Raw genomic sequence first — 26,119 nt, forward strand, 5'->3', positions numbered from 1 at the left:
TAATTCCATTAACGAAATAGTCAAAAGTGTTTAACGTCATGGATTCGACCTACACCATAATCATCGCAGATGATCACCCCCTATTCCGCAATGCCTTGTTCCAATCGGTACACATGGCCGTGAGTGGGGCCAACCTTCTTGAAGCGGATACGCTAGATGCTCTACTCGCGTTGCTGGAAAAAGAAGAAGAGCCAGATTTGGTGTTATTGGACCTAAAGATGCCAGGCGCGAATGGCATGTCGGGGTTGATTCACCTTCGAGCCGAGTACCCAGATATTCCGGTGGTGGTCGTTTCTGCAAGTGAAGAGCCAAGCGTGGTCACGCAAGTGAAAAGCCATGGTGCATTCGGCTTTATTCCGAAATCCAGCGACATGCGTGAGCTGGTCAACGCCCTCAACCAGGTTCTCAATGGTGACCCATACTTCCCGGAAGGCTTGATCACCAATAACGCAGCTTGTAATGACTTGGCAGAAAAAATTGCCGCTCTTACCCCTCAGCAATACAAAGTGTTGGGCATGCTTTCCGATGGCTTACTCAACAAACAAATCGCTTACGAGCTCAATGTCTCAGAGGCCACCATCAAAGCGCACATGACGGCAATTTTCCGCAAGCTGGGCGTGAAGAACCGCACTCAAGCCGTCATCCTACTGCAGCAAATGGAACCCGAGCAGTAATGTGTTAGTAAATATATCTAATTCACATTTATATGACGCAAAAAGAACAACAGACGTTAAAATAAACAGGCTGTCACGCAGCCTTTTCATCCCTCTGTTAAACCGCTAACTCTGGGAGGTCATACTTTGCTAAGTATTCTCGTCACTCAATTCGTCGTACTCTGGGCCGTCATCGACCCGATTGGTTCAGTACCCGTTTATCTATCGCAAACTCAGCACCTCACGGCAAAACAGCGTCGTCTTGTCGCGTTGAAAGCCATTGCCATTTCAATGGGTGTGTTGCTGTTCTTTCTTATTGCCGGTCAGTTGTTGCTGGAAGCAATGCAAATCCCATTACCCGCGTTCCAAGCCGCTGGTGGCTTAGTGTTATTGCTGTTTGCATTGTCGATGATTTTTGGTGAGAGCAAGCCAGAACAAGAACAAAAACTGGGCGAAGAAGTCAGCCACTCCGATCTCGCTGACCTAGCCGTTTACCCTCTTGCGATCCCTTCGATTGCGTCGCCGGGTGCCATGATGGCCATCGTGATGCTCACCGATAACAACCGCTACTCTTTCATCGACCAAGCAATGACCGCAGGCGTCATGATTGCGGTACTTCTGGTTACCCTATTCTTGTTACTGGGTGCAAACACGATTCAAAAAGTGATTGGTAACGTAGGCGCAGCCATCATCAGCCGCGTAATGGGGCTTATCCTTGCTGCTGTTGCACTGAATAATTTGCTGCTTGGTATAAAAGATTTCTATGTTAATTGATAAAACTCTTAGACCTTTGGCTAATTTAACATCAAATTAACATCACATTTTTATTCCCACCACCTCTCAAACGCCCTAAAAACGGGCGTTTTTGCTTTTTAGCGTCCCGACTAAAGTTGAAAAGAGTTCTTGCCAGTGCCTTGCTAATGTACATGTTGAAACATTTTTTTAACAACAATACCAATCGTAAGGAGACGGCAATGGCATTTGAAAGCGAAGAAAGAGCCAAAGCCTACTGGGACAAGAACGTGAAGCTAATGATTACCCTGATGGTCATCTGGTTCGTAGTGTCTTTCGGCTGCGGCATTTTATTTGTCGACGTACTTAATCAATTTCAATTAGGTGGATACAAACTCGGGTTCTGGTTTGCTCAACAAGGCTCCATCTATGCCTTCCTGGGTATTATTTTCTACTACGCGTGGAAAATGCGCCAAATCGACCGTGAATTCGGCGTAGATGAGTAAGGAGTAACTCAGATGGATTTGAAAACTATTACCTATCTAGTGGTTGGCGCAACGTTCGTCCTCTACATCGGTATTGCGATTTGGGCGCGTGCGGGCTCAACCAAAGAATTCTATGTAGCAGGCGGCGGTGTAAACCCTATCGCTAACGGCATGGCAACCGCTGCAGACTGGATGTCAGCGGCATCGTTCATCTCAATGGCAGGCTTGATTGCCTTCATGGGTTACGGCGGCTCTGTATTCCTGATGGGCTGGACAGGCGGTTACGTACTGCTTGCACTTCTGCTTGCTCCTTACCTACGTAAGTTCGGTAAGTTTACCGTGCCGGAGTTCGTGGGCGAGCGCTTCTACTCTAACGCAGCACGTATCGTAGCGGTTGTGTGTCTTATCATCGCATCGGTGACTTACGTTATCGGTCAGATGAAAGGCGTGGGCGTGGCGTTTGGTCGTTTCCTAGAAGTGGATTACTCAACAGGTCTACTGATCGGTATGTGTATCGTATTCATGTACGCCGTTATGGGTGGCATGAAAGGCATTACCTACACGCAGATTGCTCAATATTGCGTACTCATTCTTGCTTACACTATTCCTGCAATCTTTATCTCTCTGCAACTAACAGGTAACCCACTACCACAGATCGGCTTAGGTAGTACCATCCAAGGCACCGATGTCTATCTACTCGATAGGCTCGACCAAGTAGTCACCGAGCTCGGCTTCAGTGAATACACCACCCAAGTTCGTGGCGACACGCTAAACATGTTCGTGTACACCATGTCATTGATGATCGGTACTGCGGGTCTGCCACACGTAATCATCCGTTTCTTTACCGTTCCTAAGGTTCGTGATGCACGTACATCAGCAGGTTGGGCGCTAGTTTTCATCGCTATCCTTTACACAACAGCACCTGCAGTATCTGCTATGGCGCGTCTAAACCTAATGGATACCGTTAACCCAGCTCCGGGTCAGCACCTTGCTTATGATGAGCGTCCTGGCTGGTTCAAGAACTGGGAGAAAACAGGTCTACTAGGCTTTGATGATAAGAACGGCGACGGTCTGATTGAGTACACATCAAACCCAGCAACCAATGAGCTGAAAGTTGACCGTGACATCATGGTACTAGCAAACCCAGAGATTGCTAAGCTACCTAACTGGGTTATCGCACTTGTCGCAGCAGGTGGTCTGGCGGCAGCACTATCGACGGCTGCAGGTCTACTACTGGCGATTTCATCCGCAATATCTCATGACTTAATCAAAGGTGTGATAAATCCGAACATATCCGAGAAGAAAGAGCTGCTCGCGAGCCGAATCTCCATGGCAGTCGCCATCGCAGTCGCCGGTTACTTAGGCTTGAATCCGCCAGGGTTTGCAGCCGGTACGGTAGCGCTCGCCTTCGGTCTGGCGGCATCCTCCATCTTCCCTGCGTTGATGATGGGTATCTTCAGTAAGAGCATCAACAAAGAAGGCGCAATCGCAGGTATGATTGCAGGTATCAGTATCACGCTATTCTACGTATTCCAGCACAAAGGCATCCTATTTGTTGCTGACTGGACTTACCTACAAAGCTGGGGTCAGAACTGGTTCCTAGGCATCGAACCAAACGCATTTGGTGCAATTGGCGCTGTGTTCAACTTCATCGTGGCATTCGCTGTATCGAAAGTAACGGCAGAAACACCACAAGAAGTAAAAGACCTAGTCGAGCACGTACGTGTACCAGCAGGCGCTGGCGGTGCGGTAGACCACTAAAATATAACGCAAACCACAAAAGCCCCGCTTGGGGCTTTTTTATTCGCTAGATTAGGTTAATTTAACCTTATGAAGTTGTAGCAAGGAAGCCAACATGTTCAAAAACAAGCACTTTATTATCGCTCTGTTGATCGCCCCAATTCTTTCTTTGATCGCTTATTTCGGTACAGACATGGCTCTGAGTGAAAAGCCTCATGCCGCTAAAGAAGGGGAAAGCTACAAACTGGCCAGTAAGTCGAATTGCCGTTATACCAGTGGCTTGTGTGATATGGAGAATGGTGACTTTAAAGTGAAGTTTCGCTCAGAAAAGCTGACGCAAGATAGCCTAGAGTTGTCTTTACATGCGGCTTATCCACTGGAAGGGGTGAAGCTTTCAGTCGTGGATAGCCAAGAGCAAAACGCACAGCCAATTGACATGACACCAGCGGATCAAGCCGGACAAAACTGGACCATCACTTTGCCTAAGCCTGCATCAGCCGAGAGTTGGTTACGTGTTGCGATTCAATCTGAAGGCACACTCTACTACGGTGAAACGCAAACAGCATTTGTGAAATACGAGACTTTGTTTACGGACAAATAACTTACCTGCTCCATAAGGCTTGAAGACGCATTTGAGCCGACCTTATCTCGCGAAAGAATACCGAGCTTAATTGTAGGGATTGAGCTCTCCCACTTCAGCCGATACTGAGTCCGAGTATCGGCTTTTTTTGTTGTGTTATTTCCTTAAAAAAGCTGTGGTTGCTAATCGACAATTAATTGATAATAATTATCATTATCTTAAGTATCGAGGTAACTATGGACAGCAGCCAAGCCATCTACAACGCCTTTTTTAAAGCGCAAGACCGATTCCTTCATGTGTATGCGCCAAGCGGCTTCGAACCTGATGTGATTCATGATTACATCCATTGGGGCATGGTGCTGTCGTCCATCTACGATCACGATGCAGAGCACGAAAACCTGTTGCTGTGCGAACTGTATTTGCGTCAGGTTTACTTCCATCTACTTGATGCCATTCAAAACCCTGCTCGTAGCCGCATCTTCCGCCGAGTTTGCCTCGATTCCATTCACACTCCGCTACTTTGTCTCAAACGTTACTACTACCAATTTGAGGATGGCGATGTGAAATTTCTCTCATTACAACAACAATTACGTCTGATACAGACGCCACTCGATTAAACAAAAGGAACCTACCATGACCACGGAATTCCGTATCGAAGCAGACAGCATGGGCGAAGTCAAAGTCCCAGCCAACGCTTTGTATCAAGCCCAAACTCAACGCGCTGTCGATAACTTTGCTTTTAGCAAGCACACTATGCCGACTGGCTTTATCCAAGCACTAGCGCACATCAAACAAACCGCTGCGCTCACCAATGCTCAACTTGGCTTGCTAGAAGGTGATATTGCCAATGCCATCGCCGATGCTGCGCAAGCAATCATTGATGGTAAACACCTCGACCAATTCCCTATCGATGTATTCCAAACCGGCTCGGGCACCAGCTCAAACATGAATGCCAACGAAGTGATTGCAACATTAGCGTCTGAGCACCTAGGCGGAACGGTCAATCCAAATGATCACGTCAACATGGGTCAAAGCAGTAACGACGTAGTGCCTACAGCGATTCAAGTCAGCTCTGCAATTGCGATTGAAAAACAGCTACTGCCTGCATTGTCTCACTTAAGTGAAACACTAGAGACTAAGCAGCAAGCACTAAAAGATGTGGTGAAAACAGGTCGCACGCACCTCATGGATGCGATGCCAATTACCTTCGCCCAAGAGCTTGGCGGCTGGCAGTTCCAAATTGAGCATGCTAAGCAAGCCATTGAGCAAACACTGCCAGCAGTGAAAGCGTTAGCCCAAGGTGGAACAGCGGTGGGCACAGGGATCAACGCCGATCCGCGCTTCGCCGATCTTTTTGCTGATAACTTAGCGCAATCAACGCGCATCGAGTTTGCTTCAAGCAAAAACTTCTTTTTCAATCTCAGCAGTCAGGATGCGATCGTTGCCCTATCGGGACAGCTCAAAACAGCAGCAGTTGCGATCATGAAGATCTCAAACGATCTTCGCTGGATGAACTCAGGTCCACTCGCAGGCCTAGGTGAAATCGAACTGCAAGGTTTGCAACCGGGCTCTTCCATCATGCCAGGCAAAGTGAACCCAGTGATTCCAGAAGCAGCTGCTATGGCGTCTGCCCAAGTGATTGGTAACGACGCGACCATTACCGTTGCCGGTCAATCGGGTAACTTCCAGCTAAACGTGATGCTGCCAGTGATTGCTCACAATGTACTAGAAAGCATTGAACTGCTGTCGAACAGCGCCGTAGCTTTGGCAGACAAAGCCATCGCGACGTTTGAAGTGCGCCAAGACAACCTTGATGTGGCACTGGCGAAGAACCCGATTCTGGTCACCGCACTTAACCCTGTGATTGGCTACCTAAAAGCAGCCGAAGTAGCGAAGAAAGCCTACAAACAAGGTCGCGCTATCATTGATGTCGCGGAAGAAGAAACGGACTTAGATCGTACCACATTAGAAAGATTGCTCGATCCAGCCAAACTGACTCAAGGCGGCGTTGCAGAATAAGCCACCGACCGATCACCCCCTTAAAGCAAAAGACCTCCAATCGGAGGTCTTTTTTTCTAGGCGACTCGATTGAGCACCGAACGTAGTTTCAAAGGTTTTACAGGTTTGGCGATAAAACTAAACCCATTGGCTTTAATGCCTTCCATCATGTCATCGGTTCGATCGGCACTGATGATCACCCCTTCAAAACGGTTACCCAGACGCAAGCGGCATTGCTGCAACACTTCTAATCCTGTTCGACCATTGTCTAAACGATAATCGGAGAAAATTACATCTGGCAGCCAATCGTCTTCGATAGCTTTCAGACTCTCAACGATGTCAGTCGCAATGCGAATATCACACCCCCAGCGTGAGAGTAAATTTTCCATTCCGACCAGAATATCCGGCTCGTTATCAACACATAGGACACGAATATGGCTTAAATCGGATTGTGCACTCTTCACCGCTTTAACCGCCGGAATATGTAACTTCTCTGCTTTATCTAAGGTAATCGAGAACACACTGCCTTTACCAAACCAAGAACGCATCGAGATTTCATGCCCCAGCACTTGAGCAATACCTTTCGAGATGGCTAAGCCTAGCCCCAAACCTTGATCAGAACGAACTTGAGTACCGCGATTAAACTCTTCGAAGATCTCTTGTTGCTTCTCCTCTTCGATCCCCATACCGTTATCCCATACATCGATACGCATTCGCCCTTGTACGCGGCGTACACCGAGCGCCACTTTGCCATTCGGGCTATAACGGAACGCATTGGTAAGGAAGTTCTGCACAACACGGCGCAGCAATTTCGGGTCGGATTTCACCATCAAAGACGATGGGATCATGGTGAACTCAATACCTTGTTGTTTCGCCAGCGCACTGAATTCCGCATTCAAGTTTGCCAATACATCATTAACCGCAAAGCCATGCACATTGACGTCTAGCTTGCCCGATTCCAAACGCGAAATATCCAGCAAATCACCAATCAAATCTTCTGCTGCACCTAATGCACTCTCAATGTGGGTCGACAGCTTTTGGGTTTCACTGTCTTTGGCAACTTCCGACAACGAAGAAGCAAACAGACGTGCGGCGTTCAGCGGCTGCATCAAGTCATGGCTCACCGCCGCTAAGAAGCGCGACTTAGACTGTGACTCATGCTCAGAACGTTGCGTCGCTGCCACCAGCTGTTTGTTCAATTGTTCCAACTCACGAGTACGAGCACGAACGCGCTCTTCTAGTGTCTCATTAGCGTCTTTCAGAGCTTGCTCCGCATCGCGGAAAACGGTGATATCGGTAAAGCTCATAACGAAACCGCCACCGGGCATTGGGTTACCTTGCACTTCAATTACACGACCATCTGGACGCACACGGGAAGAGGTATGTCGCGTGCCTTGTTCAAGGTGATAAACACGGCGACGAACGTGATCTTCGGGGTCACCCGGACCACACAGACCCTGCTCAGCATTATGACGAATGACTTCAGCAATCGGACGCCCGACCTGAATCAACCCCGGCGGGAAGACAAACAACTCAAGGTAACGCTGGTTCCACGCCACCAACCTCAATTGTTTGTCGACAACCGCGATACCTTGTCCAATATGTTCAATCGCCCCTTGCAGCAAACCACGGCTAAAATCGTACAGCTCAGAGGCTTCATCAACAATAGTCGCCACCTCCTCAAGTTGCATGTTTCTGCCCTGCAACGCAGAAGTAAGTACTAACTTAGCAGAAGAGGCACCAAACACACCGGCAAGTACGCGCTCAGTATGTCGAATCAAGGTAGAGGGGGCTTGTTGGTTAGGAAGTAGCTCTTCTCGTTGCTGACTCCAATAGGTTTGGAAGGCAGATTTCACTCGCGTGCGTCCGACAAATCGAGAGGCTAGCATCTCTAGCTCACTAACCGTGACGCGGCTTTGGTACAAGCTGATATTTTCACTCTCAGGCAAAGGTGTGCCAACGAATGATGCCGATTGTAAGCGTTCACTTATGCTTGGCCGCGTGGCTAGCGATACGGCGACAAAACATGCGGTATTCGCCACCACGCTGAGGATCATGCCCCAATCAGAAACGGCAATGCCAAAGCCTGCCAATAAATCAGGTGGTGTGATAAGCCAAATTAGTAAGTTATTGGTTGCATCGCCCGCTAGCATGTCGGTTTGGCTCATTAAAGTAATCAACCAAATTGTGAAACCCACCAGCAAACCAACATACACGCCCTTTTTGTTGCCCTGACGCCAGTACATGCCGCCAATCAAAGATGGAGCAAACTGGGTAATCGCTGCAAACGAGAGAAACCCTATTGCGGAGAGTGAGTGAATACTATCTAAAGCCTGATAAAAGCCCCATGCGCCAATCAAAAGAAGCAGAATAAGCCCACGACGTATACGTAACAGCAACGTAGAAAAGTGGTGATGATTGCGTTTTGATAACTTCATCCGGCGCAGAATCAGCGGCATCACCAAATCGTTCGATACCATGATTGCTAAGGCAATGGTCGAGACGATAACCATACCACTTGCCGCCGAAGTACCACCCAAGAAAGCCAGCAACGCAATGTCATTTGCACCCACCGCCATCGGCACACTTATCACGTAGGTATCAGCAGGACTGCCACTCAACAGGCTTTGTCCTACCCACGCGATCGGCAAAACAAAGATGCCCATCAGAATCAGATACAGTGGGAATAGCCAACGGGCAACATGTAGGTCTTGCGCGCGTTCATTCTCAACCACCATGGTATGAAACTGACGTGGCAAACAGACAATCGCCAACATGGTCAGAATGGTATGAATCAACAAAGTCGGAATATTTGGCGACTCATAGGTTTCAGATGCGATATCAGCGAGATGGAAGCTCTCGGTATCCATCGCGAGCCAAACAATAAACACGCCCACCACCAAGAACGCCACCAGCTTGAGCACAGATTCAAACGCAATCGCCATCATCATGCCGCGGTGGTGTTCGGTGTTATCGATATGGCGCGTACCAAACAGCATGGTGAAGATCGCCATCGCCCCCACCACAAACCAAGACACACTGTAGTTTTGATAACTGAGATCAGAAGCCAAATCTGGCGCAATGATTTCTAATCCCATGGTGATGCCACGCAGCTGCAAAGCGATATACGGCAGAATACCCGCCACGGCAATTAAGGTAACAGCCACCGCCAAACCTTGCGATTTACCATAGCGGGCAGCAATGAAGTCAGCAATTGAGGTGATGTGCTCACGCTTGGCAATCAGTATAAGCCGAGCGAGAACGCGCCAGCCGATGGTAAACACGATTATCGGCGCAATGTAGATGGGTAAGAAGGACCAAGGATTATTGCTCGCCTGTCCAACCGTGCCGTAGAAGGTCCACGACGTACAGTAGACCGCAATCGACAAACTGTAGATCCATGGTCGCCAACGCGCTAACCATCTCTTTTGTTTGTCACCATACCAAGCGATTAAAAACAGGATTCCCAAATACGCCAAAGAAACGGGAATCACTAGCCATCCTTGCATTCGATATCCTTTCTTGCCTTTCTTGCCGTTTTTAAAGCAAGAGAATAAAAAAACCTCTCCATAAGGGAGAGGTTTCATTTAACACTGCTTTCACAACAGAGACAAAGGTTAGTTTTTAATCTCTGTCACAGAAGCTTAATTCTGTGCTTCAGGTGCATTGGCTGATAGGTCTACCACATTACTTTCATCATTTTGAGGCTCAACTTTGATGAACAACGCAACAAAACCCATCGCAGCCATCAACCAGAAGATACTCGCCCCCCAGTGCTCGTAACCCCAACCACTGCTCACCGTCATTAGTGCGATAAACGCACCAAGTGGAATCGCATTGTACAACGCCTGCAATGCCACCATCTTGTTCTCTGCTGAGTTCTGGATGTATTGAATTGCGGCAATGTGTGCCATCGCAAACGTCACGCCGTGAAGCATTTGCACGACCACTAATGCGAATATAGAAGTCGTCGTGGCTGTCATGCCCCAACGCAGCATCACACCACCGGCAGCAATCACAAACAGAGTGCGCAAAGACCAGCCAGCGAATAGACGCTTACTCAGAGCAAACACGGCAACTTCAGCTGCCACACCTAAGCTCCACAAGTAACCAATCACATCTTCAGAATGACCTGCAGCTTTCCAGTGAATGGCACTAAAACCATAGTACGCCGCATGACTACCTTGTATTAACGCCACCAGCACAAGAAACTTGACCACAGGTTTATCAGTAAGTAGTGCTGATAGCTTCGGACGTTCAGCATGCTGGTCACCGCGGGTCACAGGCATTGGGTTGGTATTACGCATAACAAACAATAGCGAGATGAATACCCCGGCCATTGCCGTATAGAGAATCATATCAGAGCCAAATTCTGCCACTAAATACCCAACCACCGTTGAGCCAGCAATAAAAGCAATAGAGCCCCACAAGCGGGTACGACCGTAATCGAGCATCTTCAAACGCGCATAGTAGTTTGCCATGGCATCAGATAAAGGCACCACAGGACCACAACACAAGTTAAACAAGACAGTGGCGAGTGCCATTAACCAGAAGTTGCCGCCGGTGAAAAAGTGGAAGCCAACAAAAATAAGGGCAGCAAAACTTAACCAGCGTAGCGCTGGCATGATGTGTTCAACCTTATGTAAACGTGGCGTAATGACCATATTCGCCACACAACGTGTCGCTAAGCCCAACCCGACTAATAGACCGATGTCTGTCGGAGAAACGCCCTGCTCTTTAAACCACAATGACCAAAATGGCAGATACACGCCATACGCAAAAAAGAATCCGAGAAAGTACTGGGAAATCCAGCCATACGGAGAGGGTTTCAACATCACAGATATCCTAAAAACGACAAAACTAAAGACTTCCACCACGTAAACGTTTGGGACGCGGAATTATGGATCGCAATGCGTAATAGAAAAAGGGAAGAATCGGCAACTTACCGTTTCCTCTATGGTACAGGCTCTCGAAATGCAAAATTAGATTGTGACGATTTAGACCAAAGTCGTCTGGCTTCGGCAGGGAAATTTGTCAGACTTAGAATGTGTTCCCACCAAATTTAGGTGCTCTCATGCCTGACAAATTTAATATGCAATCTCCACCGTTCGATCGCCTGACCGACGCACAGCAAAATCGACTGCGCTCATCTCTAGATGTGGCGTATTACCGAACGAGAGATGTCATCTTAGCTTGTGGGCAAGACAACCCTCATCTGCACGTACTGATTAAAGGCGCGGTAGAAGAGCGCTCAAAAGATCAAGACGAAGTGTTTGCTCACTACGCTAACGACGACATGTTTGATGTGCGTTCGTTGTTCGAAGGAAGCGTCCGCCATCAGTATGTAGCACTAGAAGATACCCTCTCGTACTTGCTGCCCAAAGACGTGTTTCTTGAGCTGTATAACGAGAACGGACAGTTCGCCGCCTACTTCGATAACAACTTATCCAAACGCCAAGCCCTCATTGAAGCGGCTCAGCAGCAGCAAAACCTTGCGGAGTTCATTCTGACTAAAGTCGATAGCAGCATCTATCATCCACCAATGCTATTGGCACCTGATATGCCAATTAATCAGGTCACCAAAACACTCAAGGACAATGGCATCGATGCTGCTTTGGTTCAGCTTAGCCAAGAGGACCCGCGCTTAGAGCAATATCCATCGGCGCATCCCTACGCGATAGTGACTCGAACCAATATGCTTCATGCCGTGATGCTTGACGGCCACCCACTCGATACGCCAGTGAGTGAGATTGCGACCTTCCCTGTTTATCACGTAGATGATGGTGACTTCTTGTTTAACGCCATGATCACCATGACACGAAATCGCATGAAACGTCTCATGGTGTGCGAAGGCAATCAAGCGGTCGGTATGTTGGATATGACGCAGATCCTCAGTGCGTTTTCCACTCACTCACACGTACTGACACTCAGTATTGCACGAGCCAGTAGCGTGGAAGAGTTAGCCCTTGCTTCCAATCGACAGCGTCAGTTGGTGGATAGCTTGCTGACCAATGGCATCCGCACTCGCTTCATCATGGAGCTGATATCCGCCGTAAACGAACAAATCATCGAAAAAGCGTTTGAGCTTGTGGTGCCACCAGCACTGCACGATCACTGCTGTTTGATTGTGCTTGGCTCGGAAGGTCGTGGAGAACAAATCCTCAAAACCGATCAAGACAATGCGCTGATCATCCAAGATGGGTTGGAATGGGAACATTGCTCCGAAGTGATGCAAACCCTCACCCACACCTTGCAGCAACTGGGCTACCCACTCTGCCCTGGCAAAGTCATGGTTAACAATCCGAAGTGGGTTCGAACACAGCAAGAGTGGGTCAAAACTATCGATGGTTGGATTGCTAAAGCGCAGCCTGAACAAATCATGGACTTAGCCATCTTCAGCGACGCTCATGCGGTCGCAGGCAATCGAGAGCTGCTCACGCCTATCGCCGAGCACCTCAGAGACAGCATGGAAGATCGCATGTTGATTCTGTCCGATTTCACTCGCCCTGCTCTGCAATTTTCCGTGCCTCTTACTCTGTTTGGTAACGTAAAAAGTGCTAAAGATGGGCTGGATATAAAGCGCGGCGGCATCTTTCCAATCGTGCATGGCATTCGCACTCTGGCATTGGAATACGCGATTGAAGAGAAGAACACCTTCGAGCGTATCGAAGCACTGAGAAACAAACGCATCTTAGAACCAGAAACCGCAGACAACCTCAACGAAGCGCTGAAGCTGTTCTTCAAGATCCGTTTGAACCAGCAATTGAGTAAGCAGGAAGCACTGAACAATATCGATATCAAACAGTTAGACAGGACAGAACGAGACCTGCTGCGCCACAGCTTACACGTAGTGAAGAAGTTTAAGCAGTTCTTAGGCTTCCATTATCAAATCCGTGATTAGAGTCTTTTAGGCAAATAAGACGAGAGGTAACAGGGATGAATTGGCTACAAAGGAAATACTGGCATTACAAGCTGAAAGACTCACCTTATCAGCCACTGTTCTGTTCGCCGCAAAAAGGCGAATTTGTCTCTCTCGATTGCGAAACCACCAGCTTGGATCCAAATCGTGCCGAGCTGGTCACCATCGCTGCGACCAAAATCATCGATAATCGCATCATCACCAGTAAACCGTTCGAAGTTCGACTACGCGCCCCGCAATCACTCGATTCAGGTTCAGTGAAAATTCACCATATCCGCCACCAAGATTTGGTGGATGGCATCAGCGAAAAAGAAGCACTCATCAAGCTGCTCGACTTTATCGGCAATCGTCCTTTAGTCGGCTACCACATTCGCTATGACAAAAAGATCCTCGACCTCGCCTGTCTGAGGCATTTAGGTTTTCCACTGCCCAACCCATTAATCGAGGTTAGCCAGATTTATCACGATAAGCTCGAACGTCATTTGCCTAACGCCTACTTCGACTTAAGTCTTGATGCAATTTGTAAGCACCTTGAACTGCCGATTCAAGACAAACACGATGCCCTGCAAGACGCAAAATCCGCCGCTTTAGTGTATGTACGCCTGACCAAAGGCGATTTACCTAACCTGAGCGTACCGTATACCCAATAGGTTTAAGACTCAGCTTTCGATCCACCTCCCACAATCGCTTTTATTTCAGCAATATCGCAGCGCATTACTCACTCTCATCCTAAAGTCTAATTGTGGAAATACGCGCTGTGACTGACAGTTATATGCACAGCAACGTTCTTGATGACACATAAACCAAGAGCGAACACAGCCCTACAAAAGACGAAGGTCGAGAATTAAAGGCACAAGGAGAGAAGCCATGAGCGAAGCCCACGTTTATCCGGTAAAAGAAAACATTAAAAACCATACGCATGCGGATAATGACACTTACCTAGCCATGTATCAGCAGTCGGTAAGCGACCCTGAAGGCTTCTGGAGCGAACACGGTAAAGTTGTCGATTGGATTAAGCCATTCACTCAAGTTAAAAACACCTCTTTCGATACTGGTCACGTCGACATTCGTTGGTTCGAAGACGGTACGCTGAACGTATCTGCAAACTGTATTGACCGTCACCTTGCCGAGCGTGGCGATGAAGTCGCGATCATCTGGGAAGGCGATGATCCTGCCGACGACAAAACCCTCACATTCAATGAACTGCACAAAGAAGTGTGTAAGTTCTCTAACGCACTAAAAGAGCAAGGCGTACACAAAGGCGACGTGGTTTGTCTTTACATGCCAATGGTGCCAGAAGCGGCTATCGCAATGCTGGCATGTACCCGTATTGGTGCGGTTCATACCGTGGTATTTGGTGGCTTCTCGCCAGAAGCCCTGTCCGGTCGTATCATCGACTCAGATGCTAAAATCGTTATCACCGCTGACGAAGGCGTTCGTGGTGGTCGCGCAGTACCACTGAAGAAAAACGTTGATGAAGCACTGACAAACCCAGAAGTAAAAACCATCGACAAAGTTGTCGTTCTAAAACGTACGGGCGGCGACATTGATTGGCACGAGCACCGTGACGTTTGGTGGCACGAAGCAACGGCTGTTGTTTCTGACGTATGTCCACCAGAAGAGATGAAAGCGGAAGACCCTCTATTCATTCTTTACACTTCAGGCTCAACAGGTAAGCCAAAAGGCGTGCTGCACACTACAGGTGGTTACCTAGTGTACGCAACCATGACCTTCAAATACGTGTTCGATTACCAAGAAGGTGAAACGTTCTGGTGTACGGCAGATGTGGGTTGGATTACAGGTCACACTTACTTAATTTACGGTCCACTGGCGAACGGTGCGAAAACCATTCTGTTCGAAGGTGTACCAAACTACCCAAGCACGGCTCGCATGAGTGAAGTGGTTGATAAGCATCAAGTAAACATTCTCTACACTGCACCAACAGCGATTCGTGCACTAATGGCAAAAGGTAACGAAGCGGTAGCCGGAACATCTCGTTCAAGCTTGCGCGTAATGGGCTCAGTAGGTGAACCTATCAACCCTGAAGCATGGGAGTGGTACTACAAGACTATCGGTAATGAAAACTCACCTATCGTTGATACTTGGTGGCAAACAGAGACAGGCGGTATCTTGATTGCGCCACTACCAGGTGCAACAGACCTGAAACCAGGCTCAGCAACTCGCCCATTCTTCGGCGTACAACCTGCGCTAGTGGACAACATGGGTAACATCATTGAAGAGACCGCAGCAGAAGGTAACTTAGTGATCCTTGATTCATGGCCAGGTCAGATGCGTACTGTTTACGGTGACCACGAGCGCTTTGAGCAAACCTACTTCTCTACCTTCAAAGGCATGTACTTCACCAGTGATGGTGCTCGTCGTGACGAAGACGGCTATTACTGGATCACAGGTCGTGTAGATGACGTATTGAACGTATCAGGTCACCGTATGGGTACCGCAGAAATTGAATCAGCACTGGTTGCACACGATAAGATTGCAGAAGCAGCGATTGTCGGTATTCCTCATGACATCAAAGGTCAGGCAATTTACGCATACGTCACGCTTAATGACGGTGAATTCCCATCAGCCGAACTGCACAAAGAGGTGAAAGACTGGGTACGTAAAGAGATTGGCCCAATCGCAACGCCAGACGTACTGCACTGGACAGACTCTCTACCAAAAACTCGCTCCGGTAAGATCATGCGCCGCATCCTACGTAAGATTGCAACGGGTGATACCAGCAACCTAGGTGATACTTCGACATTGGCCGATCCAAGTGTTGTAGACAAGCTAATTGCAGAGAAAGCAGAACTGGCATAACACCCCACCTCTGTTTTAAACGCTAGCCCTAAAAGCCACCATTGCATATGGTGGCTTTTTTGTGCGTGGACGCAAAATAAACCACAATAACCACATGGCAATTATGTTGTTTTTGTTAACTTGGTTACAGAAACGACAGGGGACATTAGGAGATTAGACCAGTAAATTGCTGCTAATTGCTGTGAATTAGCTATAATCTTGGTCGATTTTTTAAAATTTGCTCGGTTTTAACAAAAAAATCGTGCTGAATTATCGTATATTTGGGAATATAAACGTTCCACTCACGATAAAGGAAGATAGCAACATAATGTCTGCAAAGTCACGGATTCTAGTTCTAAACGGACCAAATCTTAACCTATTAGGTCTGCGTGAACCGACGCATTACGGTAGCAACACCCTAGCACAGATTGTTGACGCATTGACTGAACAAGCTCACAACTCTGGGGTGGAACTTGAACACCTGCAATCTAATCGTGAGTACGAACTGATTGAAGCTATCCATGCAGCTTATGGCAACGTGGACTTCATCATCATTAACCCAGCCGCTTTCACTCATACCAGTGTGGCGCTGCGTGATGCATTACTTGGCGTAGCCATCCCATTTATCGAAGTGCACCTATCGAACGTTCACGCTCGCGAGCCGTTCCGCCATCATTCTTATCTGTCTGATAAAGCAGAAGGGGTGATTTGTGGCTTAGGTGCACAAGGTTATGAATTCGCTCTGTCTGCAGCAATCGCGAAATTGCAGGCAAAGTAAACCAAACACTCTGCAGCCCTTTGGGTTGTCTTAATCACAAGATAAAAGAGAAAGAAAAGATGGATATTCGTAAAATCAAGAAGCTAATCGAGTTAGTTGAAGAATCTGGCATTGCTGAGCTAGAAATCTCTGAAGGTGAAGAGTCAGTACGCATCAGCCGTAGTGGTCCTGCAGCGGCTCCAGCACCAGTTCATTACGCAGCAGCTCCAGTAGCAGCACCTGCGCCAGTGGCAGCGGCTCCAGTAGCAGACGCACCAGCAATGGCCGCAGAAGCACCAGCAGCAGTTCCTGCAGGTCACCAAGTTCTTTCTCCAATGGTTGGTACTTTCTACCGTTCTCCAAGTCCAGACGCGAAATCATTCGTTGAAGTTGGTCAGAGCGTAAATGCTGGCGAAACTCTATGTATCGTTGAAGCAATGAAAATGATGAACCAAATCGAAGCGGACAAATCAGGTGTTGTAACTGCAATCCTAGTTGAAGACGGCCAACCAGTTGAATTCGACCAACCACTAGTTGTAATCGAATAAGCGGGGCTTGCCTTATGCTAGATAAAGTAGTCATCGCGAACCGAGGTGAAATCGCACTTCGTATCCTTCGCGCTTGTAAAGAATTAGGTATTAAGACTGTGGCAGTTCACTCAACAGCTGACCGCGATCTTAAGCACGTACTACTTGCAGACGAAACAGTATGTATCGGTCCTGCTCGTGGTATCGACAGTTACCTGAACATCCCTCGCATCATTTCTGCGGCAGAAGTGACTGGTGCTATTGCGATTCACCCAGGTTACGGCTTCCTATCTGAGAACGCAGACTTTGCTGAGCAAGTAGAGCGCAGCGGTTTCATCTTCGTTGGTCCTAAAGCAGACACCATCCGCATGATGGGTGACAAAGTGTCAGCAATCAACGCAATGAAAAAAGCAGGCGTTCCTTGTGTACCAGGTTCTGACGGTCCACTAGATAACGACGAAGACAAAAACAAAGCTCACGCTAAGCGTATCGGCTACCCAGTAATCATCAAAGCCTCTGGTGGCGGCGGTGGTCGTGGTATGCGCGTTGTACGTTCTGAAGCGGAACTTGTTCAAGCTATCGCTATGACGCGTGCAGAAGCAAAATCGGCGTTCAACAACGACATGGTTTACATGGAGAAATTCCTAGAAAACCCTCGTCACGTTGAAGTACAAGTGATTGCTGATGGCCAAGGCGGTGCTATCCACCTAGGTGAACGTGACTGTTCTATGCAGCGTCGTCACCAGAAGGTTGTTGAAGAAGCACCAGCACCAGGTATCACAGAAGAGATGCGTAAGTACATCGGTGAACGTTGTACTCGTGCATGTCTAGAAATCGGTTACCGTGGCGCAGGTACGTTCGAATTCCTATACGAGAACGGTGAATTCTACTTCATCGAAATGAACACTCGTATTCAGGTTGAGCACCCAGTAACAGAAATGGTTACCGGCGTTGACCTAATTAAAGAACAGCTACGCGTAGCAGCAGGTCAGCCATTGTCATTCACTCAGGATGACATCAAGATCCGCGGCCATGCGATTGAGTGTCGTATCAACGCAGAAGACCCAGAGCGTTTCCTACCTTCACCGGGTAAGATTGAACGCTTCCACGCGCCAGGCGGTATGGGTGTTCGTTGGGAATCTCACATTTACACAGGCTACACAGTACCACCTCATTACGATTCAATGATTGGTAAACTGATCACTTACGGTGAGAACCGTGATGTAGCGATTGCACGTATGAAGAACGCACTAGGCGAGATGATCATTGAAGGCATCAAGACTAACGTTACTCTACAAGAGTCAATCATGAATGATGAGAACTTCCAGCACGGTGGTGCAAACATTCACTACCTAGAGAAGAAGCTAGGCCTACAATAAGCCTTCGCTAACCTCATAATAAATGCCCACATCTGTGGGCATTTTTGTTTTGTATAAAGTCTATACTCAAACAAATCGTAGAGTTCTGGTAAACTCTGCGCCACTTCATTCACTTTAAGAGCAAAAACAAATGCCTTGGATTCAAATCAAACTCAATGCGACCAATGAAAACGCTGAGCAAATCGGCGACATGCTAATGGAAGAGACTGGTGCGCTGTCTGTAACATTCCTAGACGCGCAGGATACGCCTGTATTCGAACCTCTACCTGGCGAGACTCGCTTATGGGGCGATACTGACATTCTGGCACTGTACGATGCAGAAGCTGATACAAACTTCATCATCACTCAAATCAAAGCAAGCAACATGCTAGCGGACGATTTTGCTTACAAAGTAGAACAGCTAGAAGACAAAGACTGGGAACGCGAGTGGATGGAAAACTTCCACCCAATGAAGTTCGGCGAACGTCTATGGATTTGCCCAAGCTGGCGTGAAATTCCAGAGCCAGACGCAGTAAACGTAATGCTCGATCCGGGCCTTGCATTCGGTACAGGTACTCACCCAACGACAGCACTTTGCCTTGAGTGGCTAGAGGGTCTCGATCTATCAGGTAAGACAGTAATCGACTTCGGCTGTGGTTCAGGCATCCTAGCGATCGCAGCGATCAAACTAGGCGCAGAAAAAGTTATCGGGATCGACATTGATCCTCAAGCACTGCAAGCATCTCGCGACAACGCTGAACGTAATGGCGTAGCCGATCAACTTGAAGTGTTCCTACCTCAAAACCAGCCTGAAGGTCTAATTGCAGACGTTGTGGTTGCAAACATTCTTGCAGGTCCACTTCGTGAACTAGCACCAATCATTAAAAGCCTAGTGAAGCCAAATGGCGACCTTGCAATGTCGGGTGTTTTAGATACTCAAGCAGAAGATGTAGCGAACCATTACCGTGACGAGCTTCACATTGACCCAATCGCAGAGCAAAGTGAGTGGTGTCGTATCTCTGGTCGTAAGCAAGGCTAGACAAGGTTTTCAGGGCTAATTGTCTGAATTTCATACAAATTAACAAAACAATTTGTAAATGCTCAAATATTAGTCTTTTCACGCAGTGAAAAAATGCGTAAAATGCGCGCCCTTGCTGGTACAGAACTGTGATGACGTTTTGAAAATCGGAAACTATCAACTTAAGAACAATCTAATCGTAGCCCCTATGGCTGGTGTAACGGATAGACCGTTTCGCGAGTTGTGTCTTCGCTATGGTGCGGGAATGGCCGTCAGTGAAATGATGTCTGCAAACCCGAAACTATGGGGAACGTCAAAGTCGAAACAGCGCATGGTACATGAAGGCGAATCGGGCATTCGCTCAGTACAGATTGCCGGTTCCGATCCACAGCTTATGGCCGATGCGGCTCAATTCAGTGTTGAAAATGGTGCACAAATCATCGACATCAACATGGGCTGCCCAGCAAAAAAAGTGAATAAGAAGCTGGCGGGTTCAGCACTGCTACAATACCCAGACATCATCAAAGAGATTTTGACTGCGGTAGTGAACGCGGTAAACGTTCCTGTAACGTTAAAAACCCGCACTGGCTGGGATACAGAAAACAAAAACTGTGTCCAAATCGCTAAATTAGCCGAAGACTGCGGCATCCAAGCTCTCGCTCTGCATGGCAGAACGAAAGCCTGTATGTACAAAGGTGAGGCCGAATACGACAGCATTAAAGCAGTTAAACAAGCTATATCCATTCCGGTTATCGCAAACGGTGATATCGATAGCCCGGAGAAAGCGAAGTTTGTACTGGAGTACACCGGTGCTGACGCTTTAATGATTGGACGCCCTGCCCAAGGTCGTCCTTGGATTTTCCAGGAAATCCATCACTATTTGGAAAACGGCACCACGATGGATGAGCTTCCAAGTGAGGAAGTGAAAACCATTATGCTTGGTCATGTGAACGCTCTGCATGATTTCTATGGAGAGTTCTTAGGCCCACGTATCGCGCGTAAGCACGTTGGTTGGTACCTAAAAGAGCATGAACAAGCGAGTGAGTTTCGCCGTACCTTTAACGCTATCGATGCAGCTGAGCTGCAACTTGAAGCGTTAGAAGGTTATTTTGATAACGTTGCATCATAATTAAGAGAAGAGCTAGACCGAATATGTTCGAACAAAATCTGACTTCAGAAGCATTAACAGTAACTACAGTAACGTCACAAGACCAGATTACTCAAAAGCCTTTACGTGACTCTGTTAAAGCGTCTCTTAAAAACTACCTAGCTCAACTAAACGGCCAGGAAGTAACAGAACTATACGAATTAGTTCTAGCTGAAGTTGAACAGCCACTACTAGATACCATCATGCAGTACACTCGCGGTAACCAAACTCGCGCAGCAACTATGATGGGTATCAACCGCGGTACTCTTCGCAAGAAACTTAAAAAATACGGCATGAACTAATACTAGTCCATACAGTAATTTTGTAAAAAAGGCTTAGTCAGCAATGGCTAAGCCTTTTTTATTACCTATCCGACCAGCTCTTAGTCACGTTATGAACCAGTCTTAACCAATGCTGATACATTGAAGTGTGATCAGTATTGATTGTGAACTCAATTTAAACAGATATAATCAAGAGCTTACGTTGGATAAAGGAATTAACTTCATGATTTATAAAGAAAGGGAAGAGTGGCTTTATGCTATTCTAAATACTCTCCCTGATCATGTCTTTATCCTCAATGAACAAGGTCGCTATATCGAGAGTTTTGGCGGCACGTATCATTCCAAAACCTTCAATGCCTCAAGCTATACCAACCTCACACTAAGTGAGGTCTTGTCTGCTAGCAAAGCTGCAGAGCTCGTTGGCTATATTGATGAAGTCGTCCGTACTAACCAACCAAAAGTCGTCAAATACAGCATCTCCTTACAAGACCACCTACTAATGCCGATAGAAGAGCTAGAGGCATTAGAGAACCCAGAAGAAACCTGGTTTGAAGCGATCATCAAACCTGTTGAAAGCATTCATAGTGACGAAAATTGGGTAATGTGGTCCGTTCGTGATGTGACTAAAACACACCTGCTTGAAAAGCGCCTTAAAACGCTCTCAGAGACCGATGAGCTAACTGGTGTAATGAATCGTCGAGCATTCTTAACCAACCTAGACAAGGCTCTGAGCTCGCATGCAGGGCTATCTCAGACCTTTTCATGCATAATGATCGATATTGACCATTTTAAAGAGATTAATGATCAAGTAGGTCACTTCTCCGGAGATCACGTGATCCATCACGTAGCAAAGATCTGCCAACGATCTATTCGTGGCACTGATTTTATCGGTCGCCTAGGAGGAGAAGAGTTTGCCGTTATCTTAGCCAATACCAGTGCTATACAAGCCTATGATGTCGCAGAAAGGATGAGAGACGCGATTCAAAATGCGCCATGTAAAGTCGATGGCATTGAGATCAGTACTACAGTTAGTATTGGTGTTGCAGAATATGATGAGCAAGTATCTAGCGCTAAAGAGCTTATGATTAACGCAGATAAAGCCATGTATTACTCAAAGCACTCTGGACGCAATCAAGTGACTCTTTATCACGGCAGCATCCCTGATGTAAAGTTACAGCACTCTACTAACTTAAGAATCCAAAAAGTTTCTTAGCTCTCCCTGCCTTACTTCAAACTAATCAACACCATTTCTAGCTTCTCTCAATGCATACCTAGGTCGCTGTCTAACGCGTTTTATACGCGTAAAACAATAAAGGCTTTGAGGTAGCCGAATAATGGCAAACTGTAGGTTACGCGAAGAGGTAGTGCGTTAGCACTGCATCGTAGCTAATTTCTTAGCTGGAAAGAAAGAATGGTGAACGGGAATTAGGTGCGACTTTAACAAGCTATTCGTTGCTGGAGAAATTTACTTTGTGCCAAATGCAAAAAAGCCCACTCTTTCGAGTGGGCTTCTTCAAATTTAAAGCCTGGCGATGTCCTACTCTCACATGGGGAAGCCCCACACTACCATCGGCGCTAATTCGTTTCACTTCTGAGTTCGGAATGGAAATCAGGTGGGTCCAAATCGCTATGGTCGCCAAGCAAATTCTTTAATTCGGAAAGCTGTTTTCAGTTCTTAACACATTCAATGTTCTTACATTGAGTCCATCAAAACCCCTTGGGTGTTGTATGGTTAAGCCTCACGGGCAATTAGTACAGGTTAGCTCAACGCCTCACAACGCTTACACACCCTGCCTATCAACGTTCTAGTCTCGAACAACCCTTTAGGATACTTAAAGTATCAGGGAAGACTCATCTCAGGGCTCGCTTCCCGCTTAGATGCTTTCAGCGGTTATCGATTCCGAACTTAGCTACCGGGCAATGCGTCTGGCGACACAACCCGAACACCAGAGGTTCGTCCACTCCGGTCCTCTCGTACTAGGAGCAGCCCCCTTCAATCTTCCAACGCCCACGGCAGATAGGGACCGAACTGTCTCACGACGTTCTAAACCCAGCTCGCGTACCACTTTAAATGGCGAACAGCCATACCCTTGGGACCGACTTCAGCCCCAGGATGTGATGAGCCGACATCGAGGTGCCAAACACCGCCGTCGATATGAACTCTTGGGCGGTATCAGCCTGTTATCCCCGGAGTACCTTTTATCCGTTGAGCGATGGCCCTTCCATTCAGAACCACCGGATCACTATGACCTGCTTTCGCACCTGCTCGAATTGTCATTCTCGCAGTCAAGCGGGCTTATGCCATTGCACTAACCTCACGATGTCCAACCGTGATTAGCCCACCTTCGTGCTCCTCCGTTACGCTTTGGGAGGAGACCGCCCCAGTCAAACTACCCACCAGGCACTGTCCGTAACCCCGATAAGGGGTCGACGTTAGAACATCAACACTACAAGGGTGGTATTTCAAGGACGGCTCCACCAACACTGGCGTGCTGGTTTCAAAGCCTCCCACCTATCCTACACATGTAGGGTCAATGTTCAGTGCCAAGCTGTAGTAAAGGTTCACGGGGTCTTTCCGTCTAGCCGCGGGTACACTGCATCTTCACAGCGATTTCAATTTCACTGAGTCTCGGGTGGAGACAGCGTGGCCATCATTACGCCATTCGTGCAGGTCGGAACTTACCCGACAAGGAATTTCGCTACCTTAGGACCGTTATAGTTACGGCCGCCGTTTACCGGGGCTTCGATCAAGAGCTTCGACCGAAGTCTAACCCCATCAATTAACCTTCCGGCACCGGGCAGGCGTCACACCGTATACGTCATCTTACGATTTTGCACAGTGCTGTGTTTTTAATAAACAGTTGCAGCCACCTGGTATCTGCGACTCTCAATAGCTCCATCCGCAAGGGACTTCACCGTCGAGAGCGTACCTTCTCCCGAAGTTACGGTACCATTTTGCCTAGTTCCTTCACCCGAGTTCTCTCAAGCGCCTTGGTATTCTCTACCCGACCACCTGTGTCGGTTTGGGGTACGATTCCTTACAATCTGAAGCTTAGAGGCTTTTCCTGGAAGCATGGCATCAATGACTTCACTACCGTAGTAGCTCGACGTCGTGTCTCAGCCTTAAGAAGAGCCGGATTTACCTAACTCTTCAGCCTACGCACTTGAACCTGGACAACCGTCGCCAGGCCCACCTAGCCTTCTCCGTCCCCCCATCGCAATTGTAAGAAGTACGGGAATATTAACCCGTTTCCCATCGACTACGCCTTTCGGCCTCGCCTTAGGGGTCGACTTACCCTGCCCCGATTAACGTTGGACAGGAACCCTTGGTCTTCCGGCGAGGAGGTTTTTCACCCCCTTTATCGTTACTCATGTCAGCATTCGCACTTCTGATACCTCCAGCATGCTTTACAACACACCTTCAACGGCTTACAGAACGCTCCCCTACCCAATGAAGTAAACTTCATTGCCGCAGCTTCGGTTTATAGCTTAGCCCCGTTACATCTTCCGCGCAGGCCGACTCGACTAGTGAGCTATTACGCTTTCTTTAAATGATGGCTGCTTCTAAGCCAACATCCTAGCTGTCTAAGCCTTCCCACATCGTTTCCCACTTAGCTATAATTTGGGACCTTAGCTGGCGGTCTGGGTTGTTTCCCTCTCCACGACGGACGTTAGCACCCGCCGTGTGTCTCCCGGATAGTACTTACTGGTATTCGGAGTTTGCAAAGGGTTGGTAAGTCGGGATGACCCCCTAGCCTTAACAGTGCTCTACCCCCAGTAGTATTCGTCCGAGGCGCTACCTAAATAGCTTTCGGGGAGAACCAGCTATCTCCAGGTTTGATTGGCCTTTCACCCCTAGCCACAAGTCATCCGCTAATTTTTCAACATTAGTCGGTTCGGTCCTCCAGTTGATGTTACTCAACCTTCAACCTGCCCATGGCTAGATCACCTGGTTTCGGGTCTATATCCAGAGACTGAACGCCCAGTTAAGACTCGGTTTCCCTACGGCTCCCCTAGATGGTTAACCTTGCCACTGAATATAAGTCGCTGACCCATTATACAAAAGGTACGCAGTCACACCACGAAGGTGCTCCTACTGCTTGTACGTACACGGTTTCAGGTTCTATTTCACTCCCCTCACAGGGGTTCTTTTCGCCTTTCCCTCACGGTACTGGTTCACTATCGGTCAGTCAGTAGTATTTAGCCTTGGAGGATGGTCCCCCCATATTCAGACAGGATATCACGTGTCCCGCCCTACTCGATTTCACTGAATGTGCGTTGTCAACTACGGGGCTATCACCCTGTATCGCCGGACTTTCCAGACCGTTCGTCTAACGCATATAAAGCTTAAGGGCTAGTCCAATTTCGCTCGCCGCTACTTTCGGAATCTCGGTTGATTTCTTTTCCTCGGGGTACTTAGATGTTTCAGTTCCCCCGGTTCGCCTCGCTGCGCTATGTATTCACGCAGCGATACTTACTTATGTAAGTGGGTTTCCCCATTCGGAAATCCCAGACTCAAATGGTTTTTACTACCTAATCTGGGCTTATCGCAAGTTAATACGTCCTTCATCGCCTCTGACTGCCAAGGCATCCACCGTGTACGCTTAGTCACTTAACCATACAACCCGAAGGAGTTTCGAGTTGATGAACAAGTCACCAAAGTTGTCTGCAATTTTTATACATGATGCAGACTCGATTTTGCCGGACTCAAATTCCAAGAACACTTGAATGTGTTGTATTGGTGTTTGTCATAAAGACAAACATTGAGAACTTTACAATCAACAATAAATTGTTGATTTGTCAGCTTTCCAAATTGTTAAAGAGCAGATTTTCTAATGAAAACCATTTTTAAAGATTCTTTTGCAAGAACACTTAAAGATGGTGGAGCTATGCGGGATCGAACCGCAGACCTCCTGCGTGCAAGGCAGGCGCTCTCCCAGCTGAGCTATAGCCCCATCAAGGTGTCGATACTGCATACCAACTTCAAAGGAAATTGGTGGGTCTGAGTGGACTCGAACCACCGACCTCTCGCTTATCAGGCGAACGCTCTAACCACCTGAGCTACAGACCCAGTATCGTCTCTTTTACTTTATAAACCGTATCAATCTGTGTGGACACTCATCGT

General features: G+C 47.7%; 19 protein-coding genes, 2 tRNA genes and 2 rRNA genes. 17 read left to right on the plus strand and 6 right to left on the minus strand.

Annotated features, from left to right (window positions below; all coding sequences use genetic code 11):
* Positions 1 to 38 precede the first annotated feature (38 nt).
* From J4N37_RS14995 to J4N37_RS15025, 7 genes are all read left to right on the plus strand, one after another.
* Positions 39 to 674, plus strand: a complete 636-nt coding sequence (locus J4N37_RS14995) for a response regulator (RefSeq protein ID WP_010444135.1) — start codon at positions 39 to 41, stop codon at positions 672 to 674.
* Positions 675 to 800: 126 nt separating this feature from the next.
* A complete protein-coding gene (locus tag J4N37_RS15000; RefSeq protein ID WP_005440423.1) occupies positions 801 to 1,427 on the plus strand; it encodes a MarC family protein in 627 nt (208 codons plus the stop codon).
* A 200-nt stretch (positions 1,428 to 1,627) separates the two neighbouring features.
* On the plus strand, positions 1,628 to 1,891 hold the full coding sequence (locus tag J4N37_RS15005) for a DUF4212 domain-containing protein (protein ID WP_005448273.1): 264 nt from the start codon (positions 1,628 to 1,630) through the stop codon (positions 1,889 to 1,891).
* 12 nt (positions 1,892 to 1,903) lie between these two features.
* Complete coding sequence (locus J4N37_RS15010) at positions 1,904 to 3,631, plus strand: sodium:solute symporter family protein (protein ID WP_252041293.1); 1,728 nt, start codon at positions 1,904 to 1,906, stop codon at positions 3,629 to 3,631.
* Between the two features lie 94 nt (positions 3,632 to 3,725).
* The gene (locus J4N37_RS15015; protein WP_038896825.1) at positions 3,726 to 4,211 is read left to right on the plus strand and encodes a hypothetical protein; all 486 of its coding nucleotides are present in this window, start codon (positions 3,726 to 3,728) and stop codon (positions 4,209 to 4,211) included.
* A gap of 215 nt (positions 4,212 to 4,426) precedes the next feature.
* On the plus strand, positions 4,427 to 4,807 hold the full coding sequence (locus tag J4N37_RS15020) for a hypothetical protein (protein WP_252041295.1): 381 nt from the start codon (positions 4,427 to 4,429) through the stop codon (positions 4,805 to 4,807).
* A gap of 16 nt (positions 4,808 to 4,823) precedes the next feature.
* Positions 4,824 to 6,209: a class II fumarate hydratase gene (locus J4N37_RS15025; RefSeq protein WP_252041297.1), complete on the plus strand. Its 1,386-nt coding sequence runs from the start codon at positions 4,824 to 4,826 to the stop codon at positions 6,207 to 6,209.
* Positions 6,210 to 6,265: 56 nt separating this feature from the next.
* Here J4N37_RS15025 and J4N37_RS15030 read toward each other — a convergent pair whose 3' ends face one another.
* Both J4N37_RS15030 and J4N37_RS15035 read right to left on the minus strand, forming a co-directional pair.
* A complete protein-coding gene (locus tag J4N37_RS15030; protein WP_252041299.1) occupies positions 6,266 to 9,697 on the minus strand; it encodes a hybrid sensor histidine kinase/response regulator in 3,432 nt (1,143 codons plus the stop codon).
* Between the two features lie 135 nt (positions 9,698 to 9,832).
* Positions 9,833 to 11,023: a 3-phenylpropionate MFS transporter gene (locus J4N37_RS15035; protein WP_252041301.1), complete on the minus strand. Its 1,191-nt coding sequence runs from the start codon at positions 11,021 to 11,023 to the stop codon at positions 9,833 to 9,835.
* Positions 11,024 to 11,262: 239 nt separating this feature from the next.
* On the opposite strand from J4N37_RS15035, the gene J4N37_RS15040 reads away from it, so the two are divergent.
* The 10 genes from J4N37_RS15040 to J4N37_RS15085 all read left to right on the plus strand — a co-directional run bounded on the left by J4N37_RS15040 (position 11,263) and on the right by J4N37_RS15085 (position 22,207).
* Positions 11,263 to 13,089 carry a DUF294 nucleotidyltransferase-like domain-containing protein gene (locus tag J4N37_RS15040; RefSeq protein WP_171306926.1) on the plus strand — a complete coding sequence of 609 codons (1,827 nt, stop codon included), beginning with the start codon at positions 11,263 to 11,265 and terminating at the stop codon, positions 13,087 to 13,089.
* A gap of 35 nt (positions 13,090 to 13,124) precedes the next feature.
* Complete coding sequence (locus J4N37_RS15045; RefSeq protein ID WP_252041303.1) at positions 13,125 to 13,757, plus strand: 3'-5' exonuclease; 633 nt, start codon at positions 13,125 to 13,127, stop codon at positions 13,755 to 13,757.
* Positions 13,758 to 13,974: 217 nt separating this feature from the next.
* The gene (gene acs / locus J4N37_RS15050) at positions 13,975 to 15,927 is read left to right on the plus strand and encodes an acetate--CoA ligase (RefSeq protein ID WP_005428764.1); all 1,953 of its coding nucleotides are present in this window, start codon (positions 13,975 to 13,977) and stop codon (positions 15,925 to 15,927) included.
* A gap of 307 nt (positions 15,928 to 16,234) precedes the next feature.
* Positions 16,235 to 16,684, plus strand: a complete 450-nt coding sequence (gene aroQ / locus J4N37_RS15055; RefSeq protein WP_045389864.1) for a type II 3-dehydroquinate dehydratase — start codon at positions 16,235 to 16,237, stop codon at positions 16,682 to 16,684.
* Between the two features lie 59 nt (positions 16,685 to 16,743).
* On the plus strand, positions 16,744 to 17,211 hold the full coding sequence (gene accB / locus J4N37_RS15060; RefSeq protein ID WP_038892505.1) for an acetyl-CoA carboxylase biotin carboxyl carrier protein: 468 nt from the start codon (positions 16,744 to 16,746) through the stop codon (positions 17,209 to 17,211).
* Between the two features lie 14 nt (positions 17,212 to 17,225).
* Positions 17,226 to 18,569, plus strand: a complete 1,344-nt coding sequence (gene accC, locus J4N37_RS15065; RefSeq protein ID WP_252041305.1) for an acetyl-CoA carboxylase biotin carboxylase subunit — start codon at positions 17,226 to 17,228, stop codon at positions 18,567 to 18,569.
* Between the two features lie 130 nt (positions 18,570 to 18,699).
* A complete protein-coding gene (gene prmA, locus J4N37_RS15070; protein WP_005428804.1) occupies positions 18,700 to 19,587 on the plus strand; it encodes a 50S ribosomal protein L11 methyltransferase in 888 nt (295 codons plus the stop codon).
* Between the two features lie 139 nt (positions 19,588 to 19,726).
* Positions 19,727 to 20,695: a tRNA dihydrouridine synthase DusB gene (gene dusB, locus J4N37_RS15075; RefSeq protein WP_038884139.1), complete on the plus strand. Its 969-nt coding sequence runs from the start codon at positions 19,727 to 19,729 to the stop codon at positions 20,693 to 20,695.
* 23 nt (positions 20,696 to 20,718) lie between these two features.
* Entirely contained in the window at positions 20,719 to 21,015 is a 297-nt protein-coding gene (gene fis / locus J4N37_RS15080; protein ID WP_000462885.1) for a DNA-binding transcriptional regulator Fis, read from the plus strand.
* 202 nt (positions 21,016 to 21,217) lie between these two features.
* On the plus strand, positions 21,218 to 22,207 hold the full coding sequence (locus J4N37_RS15085; protein WP_252041307.1) for a sensor domain-containing diguanylate cyclase: 990 nt from the start codon (positions 21,218 to 21,220) through the stop codon (positions 22,205 to 22,207).
* Positions 22,208 to 22,518: 311 nt separating this feature from the next.
* On the opposite strand, the gene rrf is transcribed toward J4N37_RS15085, so the two are convergent.
* The 4 genes from rrf to J4N37_RS15105 form a co-directional block, all read right to left on the minus strand.
* Positions 22,519 to 22,635: ribosomal RNA gene (gene rrf / locus J4N37_RS15090) — 5S ribosomal RNA — on the minus strand.
* Between the two features lie 87 nt (positions 22,636 to 22,722).
* A 23S ribosomal RNA gene (locus J4N37_RS15095) occupies positions 22,723 to 25,612 on the minus strand.
* Positions 25,613 to 25,873: 261 nt separating this feature from the next.
* A tRNA-Ala gene (locus J4N37_RS15100) sits at positions 25,874 to 25,949 on the minus strand.
* A 39-nt stretch (positions 25,950 to 25,988) separates the two neighbouring features.
* Positions 25,989 to 26,065 (minus strand) — tRNA-Ile (locus tag J4N37_RS15105).
* Positions 26,066 to 26,119: the final 54 nt, after the last annotated feature.

The sequence above is a fragment of the Vibrio sp. SCSIO 43153 genome, from assembly GCF_023716625.1.
Taxonomy (GTDB): domain Bacteria; phylum Pseudomonadota; class Gammaproteobacteria; order Enterobacterales; family Vibrionaceae; genus Vibrio; species Vibrio rotiferianus.